The following is a 19,908-nucleotide window of genomic DNA, read 5'->3' on the forward strand; positions in this document are numbered from 1 at the left end:
CTGACTGAAAAGTCAGGGCTTTTTCATGCCTAAAATTTCATTGATATTGTTGATATAAAATCAATATTCTTCTGCTTATAAGCGGATTTTTCAGCAACAATAAACCTGCCAGAATGTTTCCCATCGAAACATAACGCTATACGATGAGGAAATCATGATAATACCAGCTTTTGGTTTAGGTACATTCCGTTTGCAGGACGATGTTGTAATCCATTCAGTTAAAACAGCTTTGGAACTGGGTTACCGCACAATTGATACCGCTCAAATCTATGAAAATGAAGCTGCAGTAGGGAAAGCGATTACAGAAAATGGCATCGCGCGCAGTGAGTTATTTATTACCACTAAAATCTGGATAGAAAATCTTTCGGCAGAAAAATTAATTCCAAGTTTGAAAGAGAGCCTGAAAAAACTGCGGACGGACTATGTTGATCTGACGCTGATCCACTGGCCTTCACCGGGTTCAGCAGTATCAGTCGAAGAAAGTATGCGTGCATTGATGGCAGCAAAAGAGTTGGGCCTAACACAACAGATTGGTATTTCCAACTTCCCAGTAGCCTTAATGGAAGAAGCGATTGCTGCGGTTGGTGTCGAGAACATTGCGACCAACCAAATTGAGCTGCATCCATTCCTGCAAAACCGCAAGGTTACTGAGTTTGCTAAGCAACAAGGTCTGCACATTACCTCCTATATGACGCTGGCGTATGGCGAGGCGCTTAAAGATGACGTCATTATTGCCATCGCAGAAAAGCACCAGGCTACCCCTGCTCAGGTTGTTCTGGCGTGGGCGATGCAACTAGGTTATGCCGTCATTCCATCCTCAACCAAACGTGAAAATCTCAGCAGCAATATGGCAGCAATCGAACTAAAACTGGATGAAGACGATATGGCAAAGATCGCCAGCCTGGATCGTCAGCAGCGGTTAGTTAGCCCGGAAGGCCTGGCACCAAACTGGGATTAACTTTTTCCTCAAATCAGCTCTGCATTTGCCAGGGCTGATCTTTCACCCACTCACTCAGAAAATCTATAAACGCCCTAACGCGCTGGCTTACCCCTAAATCGCTGTAATAAACGGCATTAAAAGGCATTTCAACCGGAATGCTTTGCTCAGCCAGCAACTCAATAAAAGTGCCATCTGCAATCTCTTTGTTCACCATAAAATCAGATAGACAGGCAATTCCTTGATCGCCTAAGCACAGCTGCTTCAAGGTTTCACCGCTGTTAGAGGATATTCCAGCCGTGATGTCATAAAGGTTGCCATTGTTATCGGCGATCGGCCAGCGATTTAACCGCGGCGTCTCAACGAATCCAAGGCATTGATGTTGCGCGAGATCGGCAACGGACGTTGGTATGCCAAATTCCGCCAAATAAGCCGGTGTAGCGACAAGCTTGCGATAACTGATAAACAGCAAACGTGCTCTTAAAGACGAGTCAGTTAAATTGCCGACGCGAATCGCCACGTCAACTTTGCGCTCAATCAAATTGATAAAACTCTCGGAGGAAATTAGTGAAAGCGTGACGTTAGGATAGCGTTCACGAAACGGTTTAATCATTGGTAGCAACAGATGCAAAACCACTGGCGTTGCGGCATCAATACGCAGCACACCCTGTGGCGTCATTTGCCGAGCAACTAACTCGCTCTCTGCTGTAGACATCTCTTGCATCAATTTTTGCACGCGACGAAAGTAATGTTCGCCTTCTTGTGTCAGCGCCAGCTGGCGCGTAGTGCGGGTTAATAGCGCCACGCCAAGTTTATTCTCAAGCTTCTTTACCGTACGACTTACTGCTGAATTTGCCATTTGCAACTGCTCGGCCGCACGACTAAAGCTGCCGCTCTCAACTACAGCGATAAACACTTTCAACTCATCAGACGATGCTTTCATTATCTCTCCTAAAGCAAAAGTCTATTGTCACTTTGCATCTTTTTGTCATTAAAGCATGAGGCAATACTAGCGACCATCAAAACTTTCATGGGAGTCAATCATGCCACTTGCACTTTGGGCGCTGACTATCAGCGCTTACGCGATCGGTACGACAGAATTTGTTATTGTCGGCCTCATTCCAACTATCGCTAAACAACTCAGCATCACGTTACCCTCTGCGGGGATGCTGGTATCGATTTATGCGCTCGGTGTAGCCGTTGGCGCACCGGTATTAACGGCGTTAACTGGAAAGCTCGCACGTAAGCAGCTTCTAATGGGATTGATGGTGCTGTTTACCATTGGCAATTTGGTTGCCTGGCTGGCACCGAATTATGAGACGCTCGTCATAGCCAGGTTGCTGACAGGGCTTGCACATGGCGTCTTCTTCTCGGTCGGTTCGACGATTGCAACCAGCCTGGTCAGCAAAGAAAAGGCGGCAAGTGCCATTGCAATTATGTTCGGCGGCCTAACCGTCGCGTTGGTCACAGGCGTACCGTTAGGAACGTTGATCGGGCAGCATTTTGGCTGGCGTGAAAGCTTCCTTGCGGTCTCGCTGCTGGGCGTGATTGCATTAGTGGCGAGTCAATTGCTTATCCCACGCAATATCCCTCAACCTTCTGCCACAACGTTGGCACAACAGGCGCGCGTGTTGATCAATCCGCGCCTGTTGTTGATCTATGCCATCACTGCGCTAGGTAATGGCGGCGTATTTACTGCCTTCACCTTCCTTGCGCCGATGATGCAGTCATTAGCGGGTTATTCGCCGACCGCTGTTAGCCTGATTCTACTGGGATACGGTGTTTCGGTGGCGATAGGTAATATTTGGGGCGGTAAGTTGGCGGACCGACACGGTGCGGTTCGTGCGTTGACGCTGATTTTTATGGCACTGGCAATATTGCTGATGGTATTCCAATACACCGCAAGTATGCACTTGATGTCAGTGATAACCGTCCTGCTGATGGGCATCTTCGCCTTTGCCAATGTGCCGGGGTTGCAGGTTTACGTGGTACAGAAAGCTGAACAGTCTGCGCCGGGTGCTGTTGACGTTGCATCAGGTCTAAATATTGCCGCATTTAACATTGGGATTGCGCTGGGATCCACCGTAGGTGGCTATATTGTTGAACATTATGGTCTGGCACAAACTCCGTGGGTGGGCGCCATCATCGTGTTTGCCGCATTATTGTTGGTAAGAATGAGTGGCCAACTCGATAAGCCTCGAGCTGCGATAGTGATGGAATAACACGCACAACAGCTTGCTGACTGGCTGGTTGTTGCAGCGTTATGCTGTGAGGCGAATTCCGACAATCAAGATCATCAATTGAAACCCCGCACTAAAATCCCTATAACAGTCAGGTGAAGTACGAGTCGTAAATCAGCCAGGCGGGAAAGTGCGGAAAAAAACTTATTCAATGCGTTATGTAGCGGGACAGCCAGCCGAGCGGATCTTTCCGCCGGTGGCAATGCTGCATCTTGGACAGGCATTGCCGCCTGGCGCACCTTTGCCAGCAGACCCAACGTTGCGGGTTTTGGTCTGGAACATCTTTAAGCAGCAACGTGCCGATTGGATGTCGGTGTTACAAGGTTTTGGTAAAGATGCCCATCTTGTGTTGCTGCAAGAAGCACAGGCTACCCCTGAATTGGTCAAATTCGCCACCAGCAACTATCTGGCGGCCGATCAAGTTCCCGCGTTTGTGTTACCACAACATCCTTCCGGCGTCATGACGTTGGCTTCTGCACATCCTGTCTATTGCTGCCCATTACGCGAGCGCGAACCTTTGTTGCGTTTAGCCAAATCCGCGCTAGTCACTGCTTACCCATTGCCGACCGGTGAAATGCTGATGGTGGTGAATATCCACGCGGTGAATTTCAGTTTAGGTGTGGATGTGTACAGTAAGCAATTGGGGCCGATTGGTGAGCAGATTCAGCATCATCGTGGTCCGGTGATCATGGCCGGTGATTTTAACGCCTGGAGTCGTCAGCGCATGAACGCGCTATATCGCTTTGCCAGAGAGATGTCGCTGCGTGAAGTGAACTTCACCGATGACCATCGCCGTAAAGCCTTTGGCCGGCCGCTGGATTTCGTCTTCTACCGCGATATGAAAGTCAGCGAAGCGTCGGTGCTGGTGACGCGTGCTTCCGACCACAATCCTCTGCTGGTTGAATTCAATTCTGTTTATGGCATCGGGCGCTGATATACCTAAATAGCGTTCGTTTAGCCATCTTGCTGTAACCAAAATTGTTATTCAGGATAGTCACGCGCTTGGGCTTTTAAGCCTAAAGAAGGGAAGTGCAGAATATTTAGAAAGCAGAAAATGAAAAAGGCTGACAAAAGTCAGCCTTTTCGGGGCATTAGGTATCAGGTGTTGAGCTATTATTCACAAACAGCGTGAGCTTGTCGCCCGGCTGAATGTCTTTAGCGTCACTGTTCCAGCGCATCACGTCTTTGGTATTCACACCATGACGTTTTGCGATACTGGCAAAAGAATCACCTTTACGTACACGATAGGTGATGCTGTTGCCGTTATCAGCCAACTGCGTTGCTTTGCCGCTCACGGTCAGAGTCTGACCGGTACGAACTGAAGCACTACGCAGATTGTTCTGCTGTTTCAGTGTACTGACGCTTACGCCAAGCTTGCTGGCAATACCAGACAAGGTGTCACCTTTGCGTACCGTGTAGCTGTTTCCTGCCGCGCTGACTTTCGCCATCTCGGTAGGCTGCACGGAGGCGATATCACCGGAAGCCAGTGAATCACGCAACTTAGCAACGTTGGACTTCGGCACCATAATGTAGTGCGGTCCATTTGGCGCTGTCGCACCGTTTTTATAACCGGCGTTGAATGTCTTCAGCTTGCTGAGCGACATACCGGCCATATCTGCGGCCTGCGTCAGTTCAATCTGCTGTCCCACTTCTACGCGAGCTAATGCACGGCTCTCGTTCGGTGTTGGCAGTTTGATACCGTAACGCTTGTTGTTCTTGAGAATTTCACTCAAGGCCAACATTTTAGGAACATAAACCGTGGTCTCACGTGGTAACGATAAACTCCAGAAGTCAGTCGGCTTACCGCGCGCCTTATTCTGTTTCATCGCTTTCAATACACGTCCTTCACCGCTGTTATAGGCCGCAATGGTCAGTAACCAATCGCCGTCAAACATACCGTTCAGACGCTGCATCATATCCAGCGCTACCTTGGTCGAGGCCACCACATCGCGGCGTCCGTCGTACCATTGGTTCTGTTTCAAACCATAGTTTTTGCCCGTTTGTGCAACAATCTGCCAAATGCCAGCGGCATTCGCAGAAGATGTTGCGTGTGGGTCAAAAGCGCTCTCCACTATGGGTAGCAGTACCAGTTCCATCGGCATTTTACGTTTCTGTATCTGCTCGACTATCCAGTACATGTACGGCTCTGCCCGTAATGTTACATCGTGGAGATAGCTCTTATTTTTTAAAAATTTTGTTTTTTGTTCGCGGATCCGGCTGTTTTCCGGAATCCCCATCTTCAACTCGTCACTAATGTGATTCCAGAGATCAGTATCTTCTGCGAGGCTTGTTCCATCATCCTGCCATCGCGGCGACAACAATCGATCTCCGTACTTTCCATTTTCACCTTGACCAGCTGAAGACAAGCTCTGTGCATGCTGTACGGGGATATTGGCGTCATTCCTTGATGCCTGACATCCTACCAGCAAGACCGAGGCGAGTAATATCGCTTTAGCCTTCATGTGTGTGTCAATAGTTCGCTTAAAAGACGAGCAACTATACGTGACGGTCCAACACAACACAACCTCAAATATCAAAAGCGGTCTTTCTTCTCGCGTAGATCGGCAAAAGTTTGCCATAACGCTGACGATGGAACATTAGTGCCTAAAGCCTTTTGTAAATCAGCATCTTGCGTGCGTAAAAATAAATTTATTTCTCGCTCTAATGCCAATTTTGTGGGCAAAGTAATGCCATTTTCTGCGCGTAAGTCCTTAATTTGCTGATACCTTGCCAAAATTTTAGGGTCATGAGGCAGAATAGCCGCAGCAAACTTCATATTGGATAAAGTGTACTCATGCGCGCAGCAAATGAGGGTGTCTTCAGGAAGTTGATTAAGCTTTTGAAATGAATCAAACATTTGCTCAGCGGTGCCTTCAAATAAACGTCCGCAGCCGCCAGAAAACATCGTGTCTCCACAGAAAAGATAAGGAGAACTGAAATATGAGATATGTCCTAAAGTGTGACCGGGTGTTGCGATGACACGGAAATTTAGCCCAAGAAGGGTAAATTCATCACCTTCGGCCACAATGCGCTGTGCCCCTTTATCTGCAGTTTCTTGTGGACCGAAAACCACCAAATCAGGGAAGTGCTGCAACAGCTCATTCACGCCGCCAACATGATCGTGGTGATGGTGCGTCAACAAAATCGCTACCGGTTGCCAGCGGTTTGCCTTAATTTTATCCAGTACCGGCTGGGCCTCACCGGGATCGACAATGAGACAATTATTGTCCGCGTCCGTCAGTGTCCAGATGTAGTTATCCTGCAATGCGGGAATGCTGGTAAGATTCATAAACACCTCTCAGGTCGTAGAAAAAGGAAAATGGTAGAGCATGAAGCCGGCTAAAACACGCCAAATCCTGACTGCACCGCGCTCTTGGCGTGATATGCCAATGGGAGACTATTTTCGCGACGCGCTAACCCAGCAACTGCAACCGTACCTCGGCAAGCTGTATGGCTTTCATATGCTTAAACTGGGTAGCCTCAGCGCAGAAATCAATACCAGCCAGTGTGCCATATCGCATCAAGTGAATGTGGGCAATGAGGGCGATGAGTTGCAGGTGATTGCCAACACCACGCAATTACCCTTTGAATCTAAATCGATTGATGCCTGTTTAATGGCGCACACACTGGCGTGGAGTCAGGACCCGCACCGCGTTTTGCGCGAAGTCGATCGGGTATTGATCGACGATGGCTGGATGATCATCAGCGGCTTTAACCCGTTTAGTTTACTCGGGATTAGCAAAGGCATTCCGGGATTGCACTCACGCGCGCCATGGAGCGGACGGATGTTCAGCCAGGTGCGTCTGCTCGATTGGCTTGGCTTGCTGAATTATGAAGTGGTGTATCGCACGCGTTTTCAGGTGGTGCCATGGCATCGGCAGGGCGGGAAAATCATTAGCGCGCATTTGCCGGCGTTGGGCTGCCTGAACATTGTGGTGGCACGTAAACGCACGTTCCCGTTAACGCCCACCAAAATGAAGAAGAACATGAGTCAATCGCAACTGCGCCAAACGGTGAACGTTACGCGCCAGTTCCGTGAAGTGAAGGATCAGGATTCAACCTGATAGCCGATATCATCCAATGTTGGATTGCCCGCCGCGCTGCGAGCCAGTTCGTCGCAGCGTTCGTTCTCAGGATGTCCGGCATGGCCTTTCACCCATTCCCACTTGATCTCATGCGTGCTGAGCGCTGAGTCGAGGCGTTTCCACAGATCGACATTCTTCACCGGTTTCTTATCGGCGGTTTTCCAGCCGCGCTTTTTCCAGTTATGAATCCAACTGGTGATGCCCTGGCGCACATATTGGCTGTCGGTGCTGAGCACCACTTCGCACGGCTGCTTGAGTGCTTCAAGTGCCACGATAGCCGCCATCATTTCCATGCGGTTGTTAGTGGTGAGACGATAACCGGTACTGAACACTTTTTCATGCTCGCCATAACGTAAAATGGCGCCGTAGCCGCCGGGGCCGGGATTACCGAGGCACGATCCGTCGGTGAATATTTCTACCTGTTTGCGCATCTCTGGTAGACTTCCTTCTGACAAAACGCCAAGTCTGACATAAAACAGGTCCTATGAGCACTGCAAATAACCGCCAGATCGTCCTCGATACTGAAACCACCGGCATGAACATGATCGGTGTGCATTATGAAGGACATCGCATCATTGAAATCGGTGCGGTTGAGGTGATCAACCGTCGCCTGACCGGCAACAACTTCCACATGTATCTGAAGCCCGATCGGCTGGTGGATCCGGAAGCGTTCGGTGTTCACGGTATCGCCGATGAATTCCTCGCCGACAAACCGATGTTCTCGGATATCGCCGATGAATTTCTCGAATATATTCGTGGCGCAGAGCTGGTGATCCATAACGCATCGTTCGATATCGGCTTTATGGATTACGAATTTGGCATGCTAAATCGCGGCATCGGCAAAACCGACACTTTCTGTCAGGTCACCGATAGCCTGGCGATGGCGCGTAAAATGTATCCTGGCAAGCGCAACAGCCTGGATGCCTTGTGCAACCGCTATGAAATAGACAACAGCAAACGTACGCTGCACGGCGCACTGCTCGATGCCGAGATTCTGGCTGAAGTATTTCTGATGATGACCGGCGGCCAAACTTCGCTGTCGTTTTCGCTGGACGGCGAGCAGAACAATCAGGATGGCAGCGAAATTATTCAGCGCATTGTGCGTCCCAGCTCTGGCTTGCGCGTAGTAAGCGCCAGTGATGAAGAGATTATTGCGCACGAAGGCCGTCTGGATTTAGTGCAGAAGAAGGGCGGCAGCTGCCTGTGGCGTGCCTAAAACGGCTGATTTTGCGTGTAAAATCGTCGGTGAGATGAAAAAAGCGGCAAACGAAACATTCCCACAGAAAAAGCGTTGACGCGTGATGAGGCTGCCATTAATATGCGCCTCGTTCTCGACGGGGAACAAAGCGCGGAGCGGTAGTTCAGTTGGTTAGAATACCTGCCTGTCACGCAGGGGGTCGCGGGTTCGAGCCCCGTCCGTTCCGCCAATCTATTTAAGAAGCCGATGCAGAAATGCATCGGCTTTTTGCTTTTAACGTTTCGCTCGGCCTCAGTGCTCTCGCCGGACCGCCCCTTCTCCCGCGTGCGGGAGAAGGTTGGGATGAGGGACAGCGCGTACCAATTCTGCATCCACACACATCAGTGCACACCCAACTTAATCCTTCTGCACCGCCACCGCACCGCGATAGGCCGTTGCCACTTCTTCACGATCGGCGCGTGCCAACCAGCGATAACAACCCGCACCCAATGCCACGCCGATAAACCAGCTAAAGTTCGCCACTGCATGCAGCGAAGGAATAAAGCTGATCACCAAACCAATACCCACAGACGGCAACAGCGCGGCAATCGCTTTCGGGTTGAAGCCACCGCGATACCAGTAACGACCTTTTGGTGTGTCATCAAACAGATCGTCAACGTACACTTTGCTGCGTTTAATCAGATAGAAATCAGCAATCAAAATACCGAACAACGGTCCAATAAACGCACCCAGCACATCCAGCGTGTAGTGAATCAGTTCCGGTGACTGGAATAGGTTCCACGGCGTCAACAGCACGGAACCAACCGCTGCAATCATCCCGCCAGTGCGGAAACTGATTTTCTGCGGCGAGCAGTTGGAGAAATCAAACGCGGGAGAAACGAAGTTCGCCACGATATTAATACCGATGGTGGCGATAATCATGGTCAGCAGGCCAATCGCCACCGCCACATCGTTGCCGACCATGCTCACGGTCTCAATCGGATCGGTAATCATGCGGCCGAACAGCGATTGCGTACCCGAGACGATCACCACGGTGACAATCGAGAACAGCAGGAAGTTAAACGGTAAGCCCCAGCGGTTGCCGCGACGAATTTCGCCCATGCTTTTGCCGTAACGCGAGAAGTCACCAAAGTTAAGCAGCGGGCCAGAGAAGTAGGAAACCACCAGCGCGGTGGCGGTGATCATCTGCCAGGTTTGCTCACCGGTGCTCAATTGCTTGCTAGCAAGGGTAAAGGAGATACCATCAAAACCGGTTTTGTATACAATCCAGCCCGCCAGCGCCACCATCACCACATAAACGGCCGGACCGGCGACATCGATGAAGCGTTTAATCGCGCTCATGCCGTGCCAGAACACCATCGCCTGCAACAACCACATCAAACCGAAACAGCACCAGCCCAGTTGAGATAGCCCAAGCCAACTGGTCTGCGTCATACTGCTTAATGAAGGGAAAAACTTCAGCAGCACCAGCATCAGCGCGTTAGCCGCCAGATAGGTTTGGATACCGTACCAGGCGAAGGCGATCAGGCCGCGAATAATCGCCGGGATGTTGGCACCAAACACGCCAAACGCCTGACGCGAAATCACCGCGTACGGCACGCCTGCCATCTGACTCGGTTTCGCCACTAGATTGGCGCACAGCTGCACGATGCAGATGCCGACCAACAAGCACAGCAGCACCTGCCAGCTGGCTAATCCCAACGTAAAGAAGCTGGCGGCTACCACATAGCCGCCCATGCTGTGCACGTCCGACATCCAGAAAGAGAAAATGTTGTACCACGACCAATTCTGGTCGCGCGTTGGCGCCAGATCTTCGTTGCACAGACGTGGACTGTATTGCGCGTTGGCTCCAGATGCCCCCGCAGAGGTCACTTCAGAATGATTTGGCATGAAACCTGCTCCTCTCTACAACATGGAAGAATAATCACAGCGTGAAACGGTATTGCAGGATCCAGGCCAGAATTGATTTCTTGTATACAAAAAATTAATTTCACGTATACGATGTGCAGCACACAGACACTTACCGGAGCAGGTAATGAAGAGTGAAACAGGCCAGAAAACGGCTGCTGATCTGAATGATAGAGACGAACCCATCTACCAGGCGCTGCTGACCGCCATTGTTGAGCATCAGTTGCCGCCGGGCAGTAAATTGCCGGAAGAGGCGTTATCAGAGGTGTTTGGCGTCAGTCGCACCGGCATTCGTAAAGTGCTGCAACGCCTCGCCGCGGTGCAAATGATCACCTTGTCGCCCAGACGTGGTGCACAAGTGGCAACGCCGGGCGTGGATGAAGCCCGCGATATCTTTGCCACGCGCAGTTTATTGGAGTGTGCCAACTTGCCTGTGGTGCTCAGTCATCTACAGGCACCGCATTTAGCCGCGCTCAGCAGTTTGATCGAACAAGAGCAGCAGGCGCATCAGCAACACGATGGCGCGGCAGCGATTCGTCTATCAGCTGCCTTTCATATTCAGCTGCAAGCCATCTCCGGCAATGAAGTGCTCACCGATATGGTGACGCGTCTAACGCAGCGCTCCTCGCTGGTGATTGCCGCGTATGGCGCGCCGTGGCAGCGCGGTTGCCGTTGCGATCACCACGATCGGCTGGTGGATCTGCTGCGAGACAAGGATCTGCCGGGTTTGACTGCCGCATTGCAGCATCACTTTGAACACATTGTTGCCAGCCTGCACTTTGAGCGCAGCGGCGAAACCTTACCTGATTTTTCCCGGTTATTTGCCGGTCATAAAGAGGCGGCATCATGAGCGTAATTCAGGTGATCAATCCCAACACCAGCGTGGCGATGACCGAAACTATTGGCGCTGCCGCGCGCGCGGTCGCTGCGCCTGGCACGGAGATTTTGGCGGTGTGCCCCAGCCACGGCGTGGAATCAATTGAAGGTCATTTCGATGAAGCGATTGCGGCAATTGGTGTGCTGGAGCAGGTCAAACGTGGCAAACAGCAAGGCGTTAGCGGCCACATCATTGCCTGCTTTGGCGATCCCGGCTTGCTGGCGGCGCGCGAACTGGCAAGCGGCCCGGTAATTGGTATCGCCGAAGCCGCGATGCACACCGCAACGCTGGTGGCGACGCGCTTTTCCATCGTCACCACGTTGCCGCGCACCTTGGTAATTGCGCGTCATCTGTTGCAGCAATACGGCTTCACGCACCATTGTGCTGCGCTGCATGCCATTGATCTGCCGGTGTTAGCGCTGGAAGACGGCAGCGGCGTGGCGCAAGAGAAAGTGCGTCAACGCTGTATACAAGCCAAACGTGAAGATGGCAGCGGGGCGATTGTTTTGGGCTGTGGCGGCATGGCATCGCTGGCGCAGGAGCTGACCAAAGAACTGGGTTTACCGGTGATCGACGGCGTAAGTGCCGCAGTGAAAATGGTGGAATCGCTGGTGGCGTTAGGCTTTGGTACCAGCAAACACGGCGATCTCGATTATCCATTGCAGAAACCGCTCAGCGGCGCATTTCAGCACCTAAACTAAGTGCTGGTTGAGGACTGAACACAGGAACTTGCAGAATGAATGATGTATCTGAAAAGAAAGAGTACAGCTTCAACAAAAATTATCCGCGCGATCTGATCGGTTATGCCAATCAGCCGCCGCACGCTAAATGGCCGGGCAAAGCCCGTGTAGCGGTGCAGTTTGTCCTCAACTATGAAGAGGGCGCGGAAAACAACGTGCTGCACGGCGATGCCGGTTCCGAGCAATTTCTTTCCGATATCATCGGTGCAGCCAGCTACGCCGATCGCCACATGTCGATGGATTCGCTGTACGAATACGGTTCACGCGCCGGCTTCTGGCGCATCCACAATGAGTTTCAAAAACGTGGCTTACCGCTGACGGTGTTTGGCGTCGCGATGGCGTTGGCGCGCCATCCTGAGATTGTTGCAGCGATCAAAGCCGCCGATTACGACGTGGTTAGCCACGGCTGGCGCTGGATTCACTATCAAGGGATGGACGCCAAAACCGAACGTCAGCATATGCAGCAAGCGGTGGACGTGTTGACCGACCTGTTCGGCAAAGCGCCAACCGGTTGGTACACCGGGCGCGACAGCCCAAACACGCGCCGTTTGGTGGTGGAGCAGGGCGGATTCAGCTACGACAGCGACTATTACGGCGATGATTTACCGTTCTGGACGCAAGTCACTTGTCAGGACGGCACGGTAAAACCGCACCTGATCATTCCCTACACGCTGGAGTGCAACGACATGCGCTTCGCCTCGCCGCAAGGTTTCAACACCGCGGAGCAGTTCTTTGTCTATCTGCGCGATACGTTTGATGTGTTGTACGAAGAAGGGGAAACTGCACCGAAGATGATGTCGATTGGCATGCACTGCCGTTTGTTGGGGCGTCCGGGTAAATTCCGTGGGTTGCAGCGTTTTCTCGACCATATCCAGCAGCACGAGAATGTGTGGGTGTGTACTCGCCAGCAAATCGCCGATCACTGGATGAAAACGCATCCCGCACTGAGCGTGTAATCGCTGATCCCGCGATTCTCTCCACCTAATCATCCCCTCTCCCACTGGTTTTAGCCTAATCATTCCCTCTCCCACTTGTGGGAGAGGGCTAGGGTGAGGGACAGCGCGCACTCAACTTAAAAACGCACCCAACCTAACTCATCAAACTGACCTGCGCCGCCACAATCCGCCAGCCGTACGGCAAGCGCACCCACGTCTGCTGTTGACGTCCAATTTTCTCCACGCCTGCACGCGTAAACTCGGTGCTGCACACCGCATAATCATCGCCAAAGGTCGTAATCACCGTGTTACGTAACTCACGATCCAACCCTTTCGACGGACGTGCAGCGCGAAACGCGCGGATCTCATCAATGCCATACAAATTCTCTCCGGCACCCAAACGCACGGTGCGCTTGTCATGCCAGAACAATTCATCCAGCACCGCGACATCATTGCTGACCAGCGCTTGCTCGTAGCGATAAAAGGCGGCAGTCACTTCGGCGAGAATCGCCGGGCGATCAATATGTTCAGGCGTCATATTCATGCATCCATTAAGGTGGTTTGTGGCAGTGTCAGCCCTTGCTGTTGCAGCGCCCACGCGGCGCGCAGTGCCAGATGTTCTTTAAACGGCGCAGCGATCAGCTGCAAGCCAATCGGTAAGCCGTTAGCCGTTTGCAGCGGCACGGTGCATACCGGCAAGCCAAGGAAGGAAATCGGCTGGGTCAGCATGCCCATGCTGGCGCGCGTCGGCAAATCCTGACCGTTGATATGAATGGTTTCCTGGCCGATGGTGGTCGCCGTGCACGGTGTGGCGGGGGCAATCAGCACATCGAAATGCTCAAACAGCGGCAACACTTGCTGCTGGAAATGGCGACGGAAGCGTTGCGCCTGCACGTACCACGCCGAAGGCAACATCGCGCCAGCTAATAACCGTTCGCGAGAATTAGGTTCAAATTGTTCCGGCTGGCTGCGTAGCAACGGCAAATAGTGATTGCCGCCTTCCGCCGCCGTCATGATAAATGCTGCCGAACGGGCGATTTCAGCATTCGGCATCGTCACTTCTTCAGACGCTTCCAGCGCTTTAGCCACCATCGCCACCGCCGCACGGGCTTCATCGCTACACCATGTCGAGAAGAAACCGCCCAACACCGCGCTGCGTATGCCTTGTGTGCCTCTACTCAGCTCATGGCTCACCGGCGCAATGGGCTGCGCAGCCTGAAAAGCATCGCCGGCATCGGCACCTTGCAAGGTGTCATACACCAGGCTCAAATCCTCCACCGAGCGGGCAAATGGGCCGATGTGATCGAGGCTGGCGACAAACGGATGGCTGCCGCTGCGTGATAGACGGCCAAAGGTCGGTTTTAAACCAAAGATGCCGCACAACGAAGCGGGCACGCGGATCGAACCATTGGTGTCGGTGCCAAGGGAAAAATGCACCAAACCCGCCGCCACCGCAGCGGCTGAACCGCCAGACGATCCACCTGCCACACGGCTCAAGTCGCGTGGATTATGTGTGGCGCCGTAATGGGTATTTTCAGTGGTGAAGCCGTATGCGTAGGCATCCATATTCAGCATGCCGGAAAGCAATGCGCCGGACTGACGCAATTTGCTCACCGCCCACGCATCTTCGCGCGCCACGGCGCGTTCGCTGAACAAACTGGCACCGGCCAGCGTACTGTGCCCGGCGACATCAAACAGATTTTTTACCGCGTAAGGAATACCGGCCAGCGGCGGCAAGCTTTCACCGCGCTGGCGCTGCTGATCGATCTGTTCGGCTTCGCGCAGCATGCGTTGCCCGGTGACTTCGGTCCAGGCATTGATCGCCGGATTATGCTGCTCAATCGCCGTTAATGTTGATTGCGCGATATCGCGCGCGCTGATCTCGCCCTGGCTCAGCGCTTGCTGAAGTTGCGTAATGGATAATGGAGACAGTTTCATGGCTGGAACACTCCCGCCACTTCCAGACGATCGTCGAGCGGCAGCGCCATCAGCGGCTCTGCCATCGCCGCAATGCGGTTGAATTGCGTCAGCAATTCGGCTCGGCGTGCATCATCCAGTTCCAGCGCCAGAATCTGTTCCATTTGGGCGATGTAGGTGGCCCAATCGACGTGTTTATTCATTGTCACTCTCCATTAGAAACCGGCGGCGCTGCCGTTGCTGCGCGGATCAAATGCGCCTTCCAGCATGCCGTTGTTGTGTCTGACGATTGCCCCCGCATGGCCGACCACTTCGCTGAAATCAGGCAGCAGCTCAACCTCGTGGCCGAGCGCGCGCAGTTGCTGCACGGTTTCCGGCGCAATACGGGCTTCGAGTTTGAGCGAGTCGGAGGATTGTCCCCAGGTGCGGCCGAGCAGCCAACGCGGCGCGCTCACCGCTTGTTGCAGCGACATGCCTTGTATCACGTGGCGGGTGAAAATCGCCGCCTGGGTTTGCGGCTGGCCGTCGCCGCCCATCGATCCATATACCATGGTGCGCCCATCTTTCAGGCGTGCAGCGGCGGGATTGAGCGTATGGAACGGCTGTTTGCCCGGTTGCAGCGCCAGTAAATGATCGGGTTGCAGGCTGAATGCCGCGCCACGGTTTTGCCAGGTAATGCCGGTGCCGGGCAGCACCACGCCGCTGCCGAATTCGTGATAAATGCTTTGAATGAACGACACCGCTAAACCGCTGCTGTCCATCACGCCCATCCACACCGTATCGCCTGGCCCACGTCCAGTACCCCACGGCGCGGCCTGCTGATCGTCGATTTTTGCCGCCAGCGAACCGAGGTGATCGGCATCCAACAGGCTTTGCACGTCAATATCGATATGGCGCGGATCGGTGATGTGTTTATCGCGCAGCGCGAAGGCTTTTTTAGTGGCCTCAACGATGCGGTGCACGGTTTGCGCTTCATCGGCGGCGGCCATATTCAGGCGGTCGGTAATGCCGAGGATCGCCAATGACACCAAACCTTGCGTCGGCGGCGTCATGTTCCAGATATCGCCTTCACTGTGCGCCAGGTGCAGAGGCGTGCAGCGGCGTGCACGCTGGTTCTGCAAATCTTCCAGCGTGATCGGCATACCCAGCGCGGTCATTTCACGCGCCAAATGGTGCGCCAGTTCGCCGCGATAGAAACTCTCTAAACCTTGATCGCACAACAGGCTGAGCGTATTTGCCAGCGCCGGTTGGGTGAAACGGCTGCCCGCTGCGGGCACATTGCCATCCGGCAAATAGGTGGCGGCAAAGCCAGGCTGATGCTGCAACTCGTGCTGCTTGGCGGCAGTGGCGGCGGCTTGCGAGGCGGTGACCGGAATGCCGTCGGCGGCATAGCGAATCGCATCCCGCAGCAGACACGCCAGCGGCAGCGGTGCGGCACCCAGTTCCTGCGCCAGCGTTAGCGCTTCCTGCCAACCGCTGACGGTGCCCGCCACGGTTAACGCGGCTTTGGGACCGCGATGCGGAATATGTGTTTCGCCGTGATAGAAATCGAGGTGCGCCAGCGAACCGGCGGCACCGCTGGCATCAATGGCAATCGGATCGCCATTCGGTGGCACCACCAACCAAAAACCGTCGCCGCCTAAACCGTTCATGTGCGGATAAACCACGGCGATAGTGGCCGCAGCGGCCACCATGGCTTCAATCGCATTGCCGCCTTCGCGTAACACCGCTAAAGCGCTTTCACTGGCAAGATGATGCGGCGCGACGGCCATGCCTAATGGCGCCATATTGCTCTGGATCATAGGGAACTCTTTTTCTGGGTACGTGGTTAAGTGAAAGCAAGAGCTGTTCCAGTTTTGGTCCCGGACCAATCTGGATCGATTTATGCTAGCTTATGGTGAAACGAAAGTTACAGGACCGATAATGAAACAGCTTGATGAACGCCTTCGTAGTCACTATCCGCAGCTGTCGCCGCAGGAGCAGCGTATTGCCGACTTCGTGTTTGACCATTTTGATGACCTGATCAGCTACAACAGCGCCGAGTTAGCGCGGCTGAGCGGCGTCTCGAAGGCCACGGTCAGCCGGTTGTTCAAGCGCCTCGGTTACGAGAAATACAAAGACATGCGCGATGAACTGCGCGTGCTGCGCCAAAGCGGTATGCCGCTCACCGATAACCGTGACGCGGTACAAGGTAACACCTTGTTATCGCGACACTATAAGCAAGAAATGGCGAACTTAACGCAATGGGTAAACAGCATCGATCCACAGCAATTTGGTGAAGTGATTGCGGCGATTGGCACGGCAAAGCGGGTATTTATTATCGGCATGCGCAACGCCTATCCGGTGGCGCTGCACCTGCGCCAACAGCTGATGCAGGCGCGTGCGCAGGTGCATGTGCTACCGCAGCCAGGCCAGACGCTGGGCGAAGAGCTGGTGGATATCACGCCCGAAGATATTGTGGTGGTGATGGCGTTTCGTCGCCGTCCACGCATTATTCGTCCGCTGATGCAGCAACTGCAACACAGCAACATTCCAGTGCTGGCGCTGTGCGAGCCGCAGGCCCAGGGCATCATCACCTTAGCGCGCTGGCAGCTGTGCGCGCCGCTGGACAGCGTTTCTGCCTTTGATAGCTACGCGTCGGCCATGAGTTTGGTTAACTTGCTGGCCAACGCTCTCCTACACGAAATGTTGTCGCAGGGCCGTCAACGCATCCACCAAATCGCCGATCTTTATCAGCATCTCGACGAGCTGGAACACCGCTAACGGGCGCCATTATGGTGCGTTGCACCGTTATTGATCGTTAACTGCAACGGGCGCAATGCCCGTTTTTTCTGCCTGAAACCTCATAAATCATCGTTTTTTATCCTTTCTCTCCTCGCTACTGCGGTTGGCACATTAGTTGCAAATCGATTCATCAAGAATCTTTCGTTTCATGTTTAACTCACCGGGGTGCATAATGAAAAAAGTTTTATTGGCGGTAGCAGGCGCGGCATTGATGATGGCGCAGGTTGGTAGCGCGATGGCCGATCAGTTGCAGGATATCCAGAAACGCGGCGTGATCCGGGTTGCTGTGCCGCAAGACTTCCCACCGTTTGGTTCAGTGGGCACCGATTTACAGCCGCAGGGCTACGACATCGACATGGCGAAGTATCTGGCAAAACAGATGAAACTGAAGTTGCAGCTGGTGCCGGTTTCCAGTGCCAACCGCGTGCCGTATCTGCAAACCGATAAAGTCGATCTGGTGATCTCCAGCATGGGCAAAAATGCTGAACGCGAGAAAGTGATCGACTTCAGCCAGGCTTACGCACCGTTCTTCCTCGGCGTATTTGGCCCGAAAGGCGAAACGTTAAAAGATGCTGCCGCGTTGAGCGGTAAATCCATCGGCGTAACGCGCGGTGCAGTTGAAGACATGGTGTTGAGCGATATCGCACCGAAAGACGCGCAGGTGAAACGTTATGAAGATAACAACACCACGCTGTCAGCTTATCTGTCAGGACAAGTGCAATATGTTGCCACTGGTAACTTAGTGGTTGCCGCGATTGCGCGCCAGAACGCGGAAAAAGCGCCGGTTGCGCAGTTTATGCTGAAAGATTCACCGTGCTACATCGGCTTGAAAAAAGACGAACCGGCGCTGAAAGACAAAGTGAATGCGTTGATTGAGCAAGGCACCAAAGATGGCACGCTGAACAAGCTGTCGGAAGAGTGGTTGAAAGCGCCACTGCCAGCTAACCTCGGCGCATAACATCATGATTGGGCAACTAAACTTTGCAGATCTCTGGCCGCATTGGCCAGAGTTGCTAGCCGGGTTGTGGGTGACGATTCAGATCACCGTGCTCGCCACGGTGGGCGGCGTCAGCCTGGGCATTCTGGGCGCGGCGCTGCGCAGCGGCAAACCCAGTTGGGCCAGCCGCATTTGGGGCGTCTACGTTGAGCTGATCCGTAACACGCCGTTTGTGGTGCAGCTGTTTTTCATCGTCTTTGGTTTGCCCAATCTTGGTCTGAAACTGACGGCGGGCGAAGCAGCGCTGCTGGCGATGTTGATTAACCTTGGCGCGTACAGCACCGAAATTATTCGCGCCGGGATTCAGGTGACGCCGCGCGGCCAATGGGAAGCGGGGCGCGTGCTGGGATTAACCCGTGCGCAGACCTTTATCCGCGTGGTGCTGCCGCCGTCGCTGCAACGGATTTATCCGGCGCTGGTCAGCCAATGCATCATCGTGATGCTCGGCTCTTCGGTGGTGTCGCAGGTCTCATACGAAGAGTTGACCTTCGCCGCCAACCTGATTCAGTCGCGTACCTTTTTGAGTTTTGAAGTCTATCTGGTGACCACGTTGATCTATCTGGCGTTGTCGATTGCCATGCGTCAGTTATTGCTGGCGTTGGGACGTAAATGGTTGGGAGCGCAACCGGCATGATGACGCAATTTACCGATTGGGACATCCTGCGCAACCTGCTACTGGCAGCGCGCTGGACCATTTTACTCTCGCTGGTGGCGTTCTTTGGCGGCACGCTGGTGACCTTGCCGCTGCTGTTTATGCGCCTGCTGAAACGCAAATGGCTGATGCGCTTTGTGCGCGCTTACACCGAACTGTTTCAGGGCACGCCATTGTTGATGCAGCTGTTCCTCGCCTTCTTCGGTGTCGGTCTGTTCGGCATTGATGTCGCGCCCTGGACTGCGGCTTCGCTGGCCTTGACGCTCTACACCAGCGCGTTTTTGGTGGATATCTGGTACGGCAGCATTCGCGCCTTGCCCAAAGGCCAATGGGAAGCCTCACGTTGCCTTGGTTTGAACTTTGGTCAAACGCTGTTTCGCGTGGTGGCACCGCAGGCGATTCGTATTGCTATCGCGCCAACCGTGGGCTTTGCCGTGCAGGTGATTAAAGGCACTGCGCTGGCATCGATTATCGGCTTCATCGAGCTGACTAAAGCCGGCACCATTTTGAATAACGTAACCTACGAGCCGTTCAAGGTGTTTGGCCTGGTGGCGCTCGGTTACTTCCTGATGTGTTATCCGCTGTCGCGTTACAGCCAGTACCTGGAGAAAAAATTCAATGCCGCTCATCACCATTAA

Annotated in this window: 20 protein-coding genes, 1 tRNA gene and 1 pseudogene; 13 read left to right on the top strand and 9 right to left on the bottom strand. The window is 53.5% G+C overall.

Annotated features, from left to right (window positions below; translation table 11 throughout):
• The first annotated feature begins 154 nt into the window (after positions 1–154).
• Positions 155–958 carry a 2,5-didehydrogluconate reductase DkgB gene (gene dkgB, locus ABDW13_RS20945; protein ID WP_343554464.1) on the top strand — a complete coding sequence of 268 codons (804 nt, stop codon included), beginning with the start codon at positions 155–157 and terminating at the stop codon, positions 956–958.
• Between the two features lie 13 nt (positions 959–971).
• On the opposite strand, the gene yafC is transcribed toward dkgB, so the two are convergent.
• Positions 972–1,880: a DNA-binding transcriptional regulator YafC gene (gene yafC, locus ABDW13_RS20950; RefSeq protein ID WP_343554465.1), complete on the bottom strand. Its 909-nt coding sequence runs from the start codon at positions 1,878–1,880 to the stop codon at positions 972–974.
• A 100-nt stretch (positions 1,881–1,980) separates the two neighbouring features.
• Between yafC and ABDW13_RS20955 the strand changes: the two genes are divergently transcribed.
• Positions 1,981–3,159: an MFS transporter gene (locus ABDW13_RS20955; RefSeq protein WP_343554466.1), complete on the top strand. Its 1,179-nt coding sequence runs from the start codon at positions 1,981–1,983 to the stop codon at positions 3,157–3,159.
• Positions 3,160–3,307: 148 nt separating this feature from the next.
• On the top strand, positions 3,308–4,111 hold the full coding sequence (locus tag ABDW13_RS20960; RefSeq protein WP_343554467.1) for an endonuclease/exonuclease/phosphatase family protein: 804 nt from the start codon (positions 3,308–3,310) through the stop codon (positions 4,109–4,111).
• A gap of 157 nt (positions 4,112–4,268) precedes the next feature.
• Here ABDW13_RS20960 and mltD read toward each other — a convergent pair whose 3' ends face one another.
• Both mltD and gloB read right to left on the bottom strand, forming a co-directional pair.
• Positions 4,269–5,639, bottom strand: coding sequence for a murein transglycosylase D (gene mltD, locus ABDW13_RS20965; RefSeq protein WP_343554468.1), 1,371 nt, complete (start codon positions 5,637–5,639; stop codon positions 4,269–4,271).
• Between the two features lie 71 nt (positions 5,640–5,710).
• Positions 5,711–6,466: a hydroxyacylglutathione hydrolase gene (gene gloB / locus ABDW13_RS20970; RefSeq protein ID WP_343554469.1), complete on the bottom strand. Its 756-nt coding sequence runs from the start codon at positions 6,464–6,466 to the stop codon at positions 5,711–5,713.
• Positions 6,467–6,506: 40 nt separating this feature from the next.
• On the opposite strand from gloB, the gene ABDW13_RS20975 reads away from it, so the two are divergent.
• Positions 6,507–7,241, top strand: a complete 735-nt coding sequence (locus ABDW13_RS20975) for a class I SAM-dependent methyltransferase (protein ID WP_343554470.1) — start codon at positions 6,507–6,509, stop codon at positions 7,239–7,241.
• Here the strand turns inward: ABDW13_RS20975 and rnhA are convergent.
• Positions 7,226–7,793: pseudogene (rnhA, locus tag ABDW13_RS20980) on the bottom strand (ribonuclease HI). The gene ABDW13_RS20975 and the pseudogene rnhA overlap by 16 nt on opposite strands.
• On the opposite strand from rnhA, the gene dnaQ reads away from it, so the two are divergent.
• Complete coding sequence (gene dnaQ, locus ABDW13_RS20985; protein ID WP_343554471.1) at positions 7,747–8,478, top strand: DNA polymerase III subunit epsilon; 732 nt, start codon at positions 7,747–7,749, stop codon at positions 8,476–8,478. The pseudogene rnhA and the gene dnaQ overlap by 47 nt on opposite strands.
• Before the next feature lie 134 nt (positions 8,479–8,612).
• Positions 8,613–8,689, top strand: a tRNA-Asp gene (locus ABDW13_RS20990).
• Positions 8,690–8,856: 167 nt separating this feature from the next.
• On the opposite strand, the gene ABDW13_RS20995 is transcribed toward ABDW13_RS20990, so the two are convergent.
• Positions 8,857–10,350 (bottom strand): NCS1 family nucleobase:cation symporter-1, encoded by a 1,494-nt coding sequence (locus tag ABDW13_RS20995; RefSeq protein ID WP_343554472.1) that lies wholly within the window; start codon positions 10,348–10,350, stop codon positions 8,857–8,859.
• Positions 10,351–10,495: 145 nt separating this feature from the next.
• Here ABDW13_RS20995 and ABDW13_RS21000 point away from each other — a divergent pair, with 145 nt between their 5' ends.
• The 3 genes from ABDW13_RS21000 to puuE are packed head-to-tail and all read left to right on the top strand — an operon-like array spanning position 10,496 to position 12,941.
• Entirely contained in the window at positions 10,496–11,218 is a 723-nt protein-coding gene (locus ABDW13_RS21000; protein ID WP_343554473.1) for a GntR family transcriptional regulator, read from the top strand.
• On the top strand, positions 11,212–11,946 hold the full coding sequence (gene hpxA, locus ABDW13_RS21005; protein WP_343554482.1) for an allantoin racemase: 735 nt from the start codon (positions 11,212–11,214) through the stop codon (positions 11,944–11,946). The genes ABDW13_RS21000 and hpxA overlap by 7 nt, the downstream gene beginning before the upstream one ends.
• Before the next feature lie 35 nt (positions 11,947–11,981).
• Complete coding sequence (gene puuE, locus ABDW13_RS21010; RefSeq protein ID WP_343554474.1) at positions 11,982–12,941, top strand: allantoinase PuuE; 960 nt, start codon at positions 11,982–11,984, stop codon at positions 12,939–12,941.
• A gap of 133 nt (positions 12,942–13,074) precedes the next feature.
• Here puuE and hpxZ read toward each other — a convergent pair whose 3' ends face one another.
• The 4 genes from hpxZ to ABDW13_RS21030 are packed head-to-tail and all read right to left on the bottom strand — an operon-like array spanning position 13,075 to position 16,639.
• Positions 13,075–13,458, bottom strand: a complete 384-nt coding sequence (gene hpxZ, locus ABDW13_RS21015; protein WP_343554475.1) for an oxalurate catabolism protein HpxZ — start codon at positions 13,456–13,458, stop codon at positions 13,075–13,077.
• A 2-nt stretch (positions 13,459–13,460) separates the two neighbouring features.
• Positions 13,461–14,858, bottom strand: a complete 1,398-nt coding sequence (locus ABDW13_RS21020; RefSeq protein WP_343554476.1) for an AtzE family amidohydrolase — start codon at positions 14,856–14,858, stop codon at positions 13,461–13,463.
• A complete protein-coding gene (hpxX, locus tag ABDW13_RS21025) occupies positions 14,855–15,040 on the bottom strand; it encodes an oxalurate catabolism protein HpxX (protein WP_343554477.1) in 186 nt (61 codons plus the stop codon). The genes ABDW13_RS21020 and hpxX overlap by 4 nt, the downstream gene beginning before the upstream one ends.
• Before the next feature lie 12 nt (positions 15,041–15,052).
• Positions 15,053–16,639 carry a gamma-glutamyltransferase family protein gene (locus tag ABDW13_RS21030; protein WP_343554478.1) on the bottom strand — a complete coding sequence of 529 codons (1,587 nt, stop codon included), beginning with the start codon at positions 16,637–16,639 and terminating at the stop codon, positions 15,053–15,055.
• 121 nt (positions 16,640–16,760) lie between these two features.
• On the opposite strand from ABDW13_RS21030, the gene hpxU reads away from it, so the two are divergent.
• The 4 genes from hpxU (at position 16,761) to ABDW13_RS21050 (ending at position 19,908) form a co-directional block, all read left to right on the top strand.
• Entirely contained in the window at positions 16,761–17,600 is an 840-nt protein-coding gene (hpxU, locus tag ABDW13_RS21035; RefSeq protein WP_343554479.1) for a MurR/RpiR family transcriptional regulator HpxU, read from the top strand.
• Positions 17,601–17,793: 193 nt separating this feature from the next.
• Entirely contained in the window at positions 17,794–18,579 is a 786-nt protein-coding gene (locus ABDW13_RS21040; RefSeq protein ID WP_343554480.1) for a transporter substrate-binding domain-containing protein, read from the top strand.
• Between the two features lie 4 nt (positions 18,580–18,583).
• Entirely contained in the window at positions 18,584–19,252 is a 669-nt protein-coding gene (locus ABDW13_RS21045; protein WP_343554481.1) for an amino acid ABC transporter permease, read from the top strand.
• Positions 19,252–19,908 carry an amino acid ABC transporter permease gene (locus tag ABDW13_RS21050; RefSeq protein WP_343554483.1) on the top strand — a complete coding sequence of 219 codons (657 nt, stop codon included), beginning with the start codon at positions 19,252–19,254 and terminating at the stop codon, positions 19,906–19,908. The genes ABDW13_RS21045 and ABDW13_RS21050 overlap by 1 nt, the downstream gene beginning before the upstream one ends.

Source organism: Pantoea sp. (assembly GCF_039594315.1).
Taxonomy (GTDB): Bacteria; Pseudomonadota; Gammaproteobacteria; order Enterobacterales; family Enterobacteriaceae; genus Pantoea.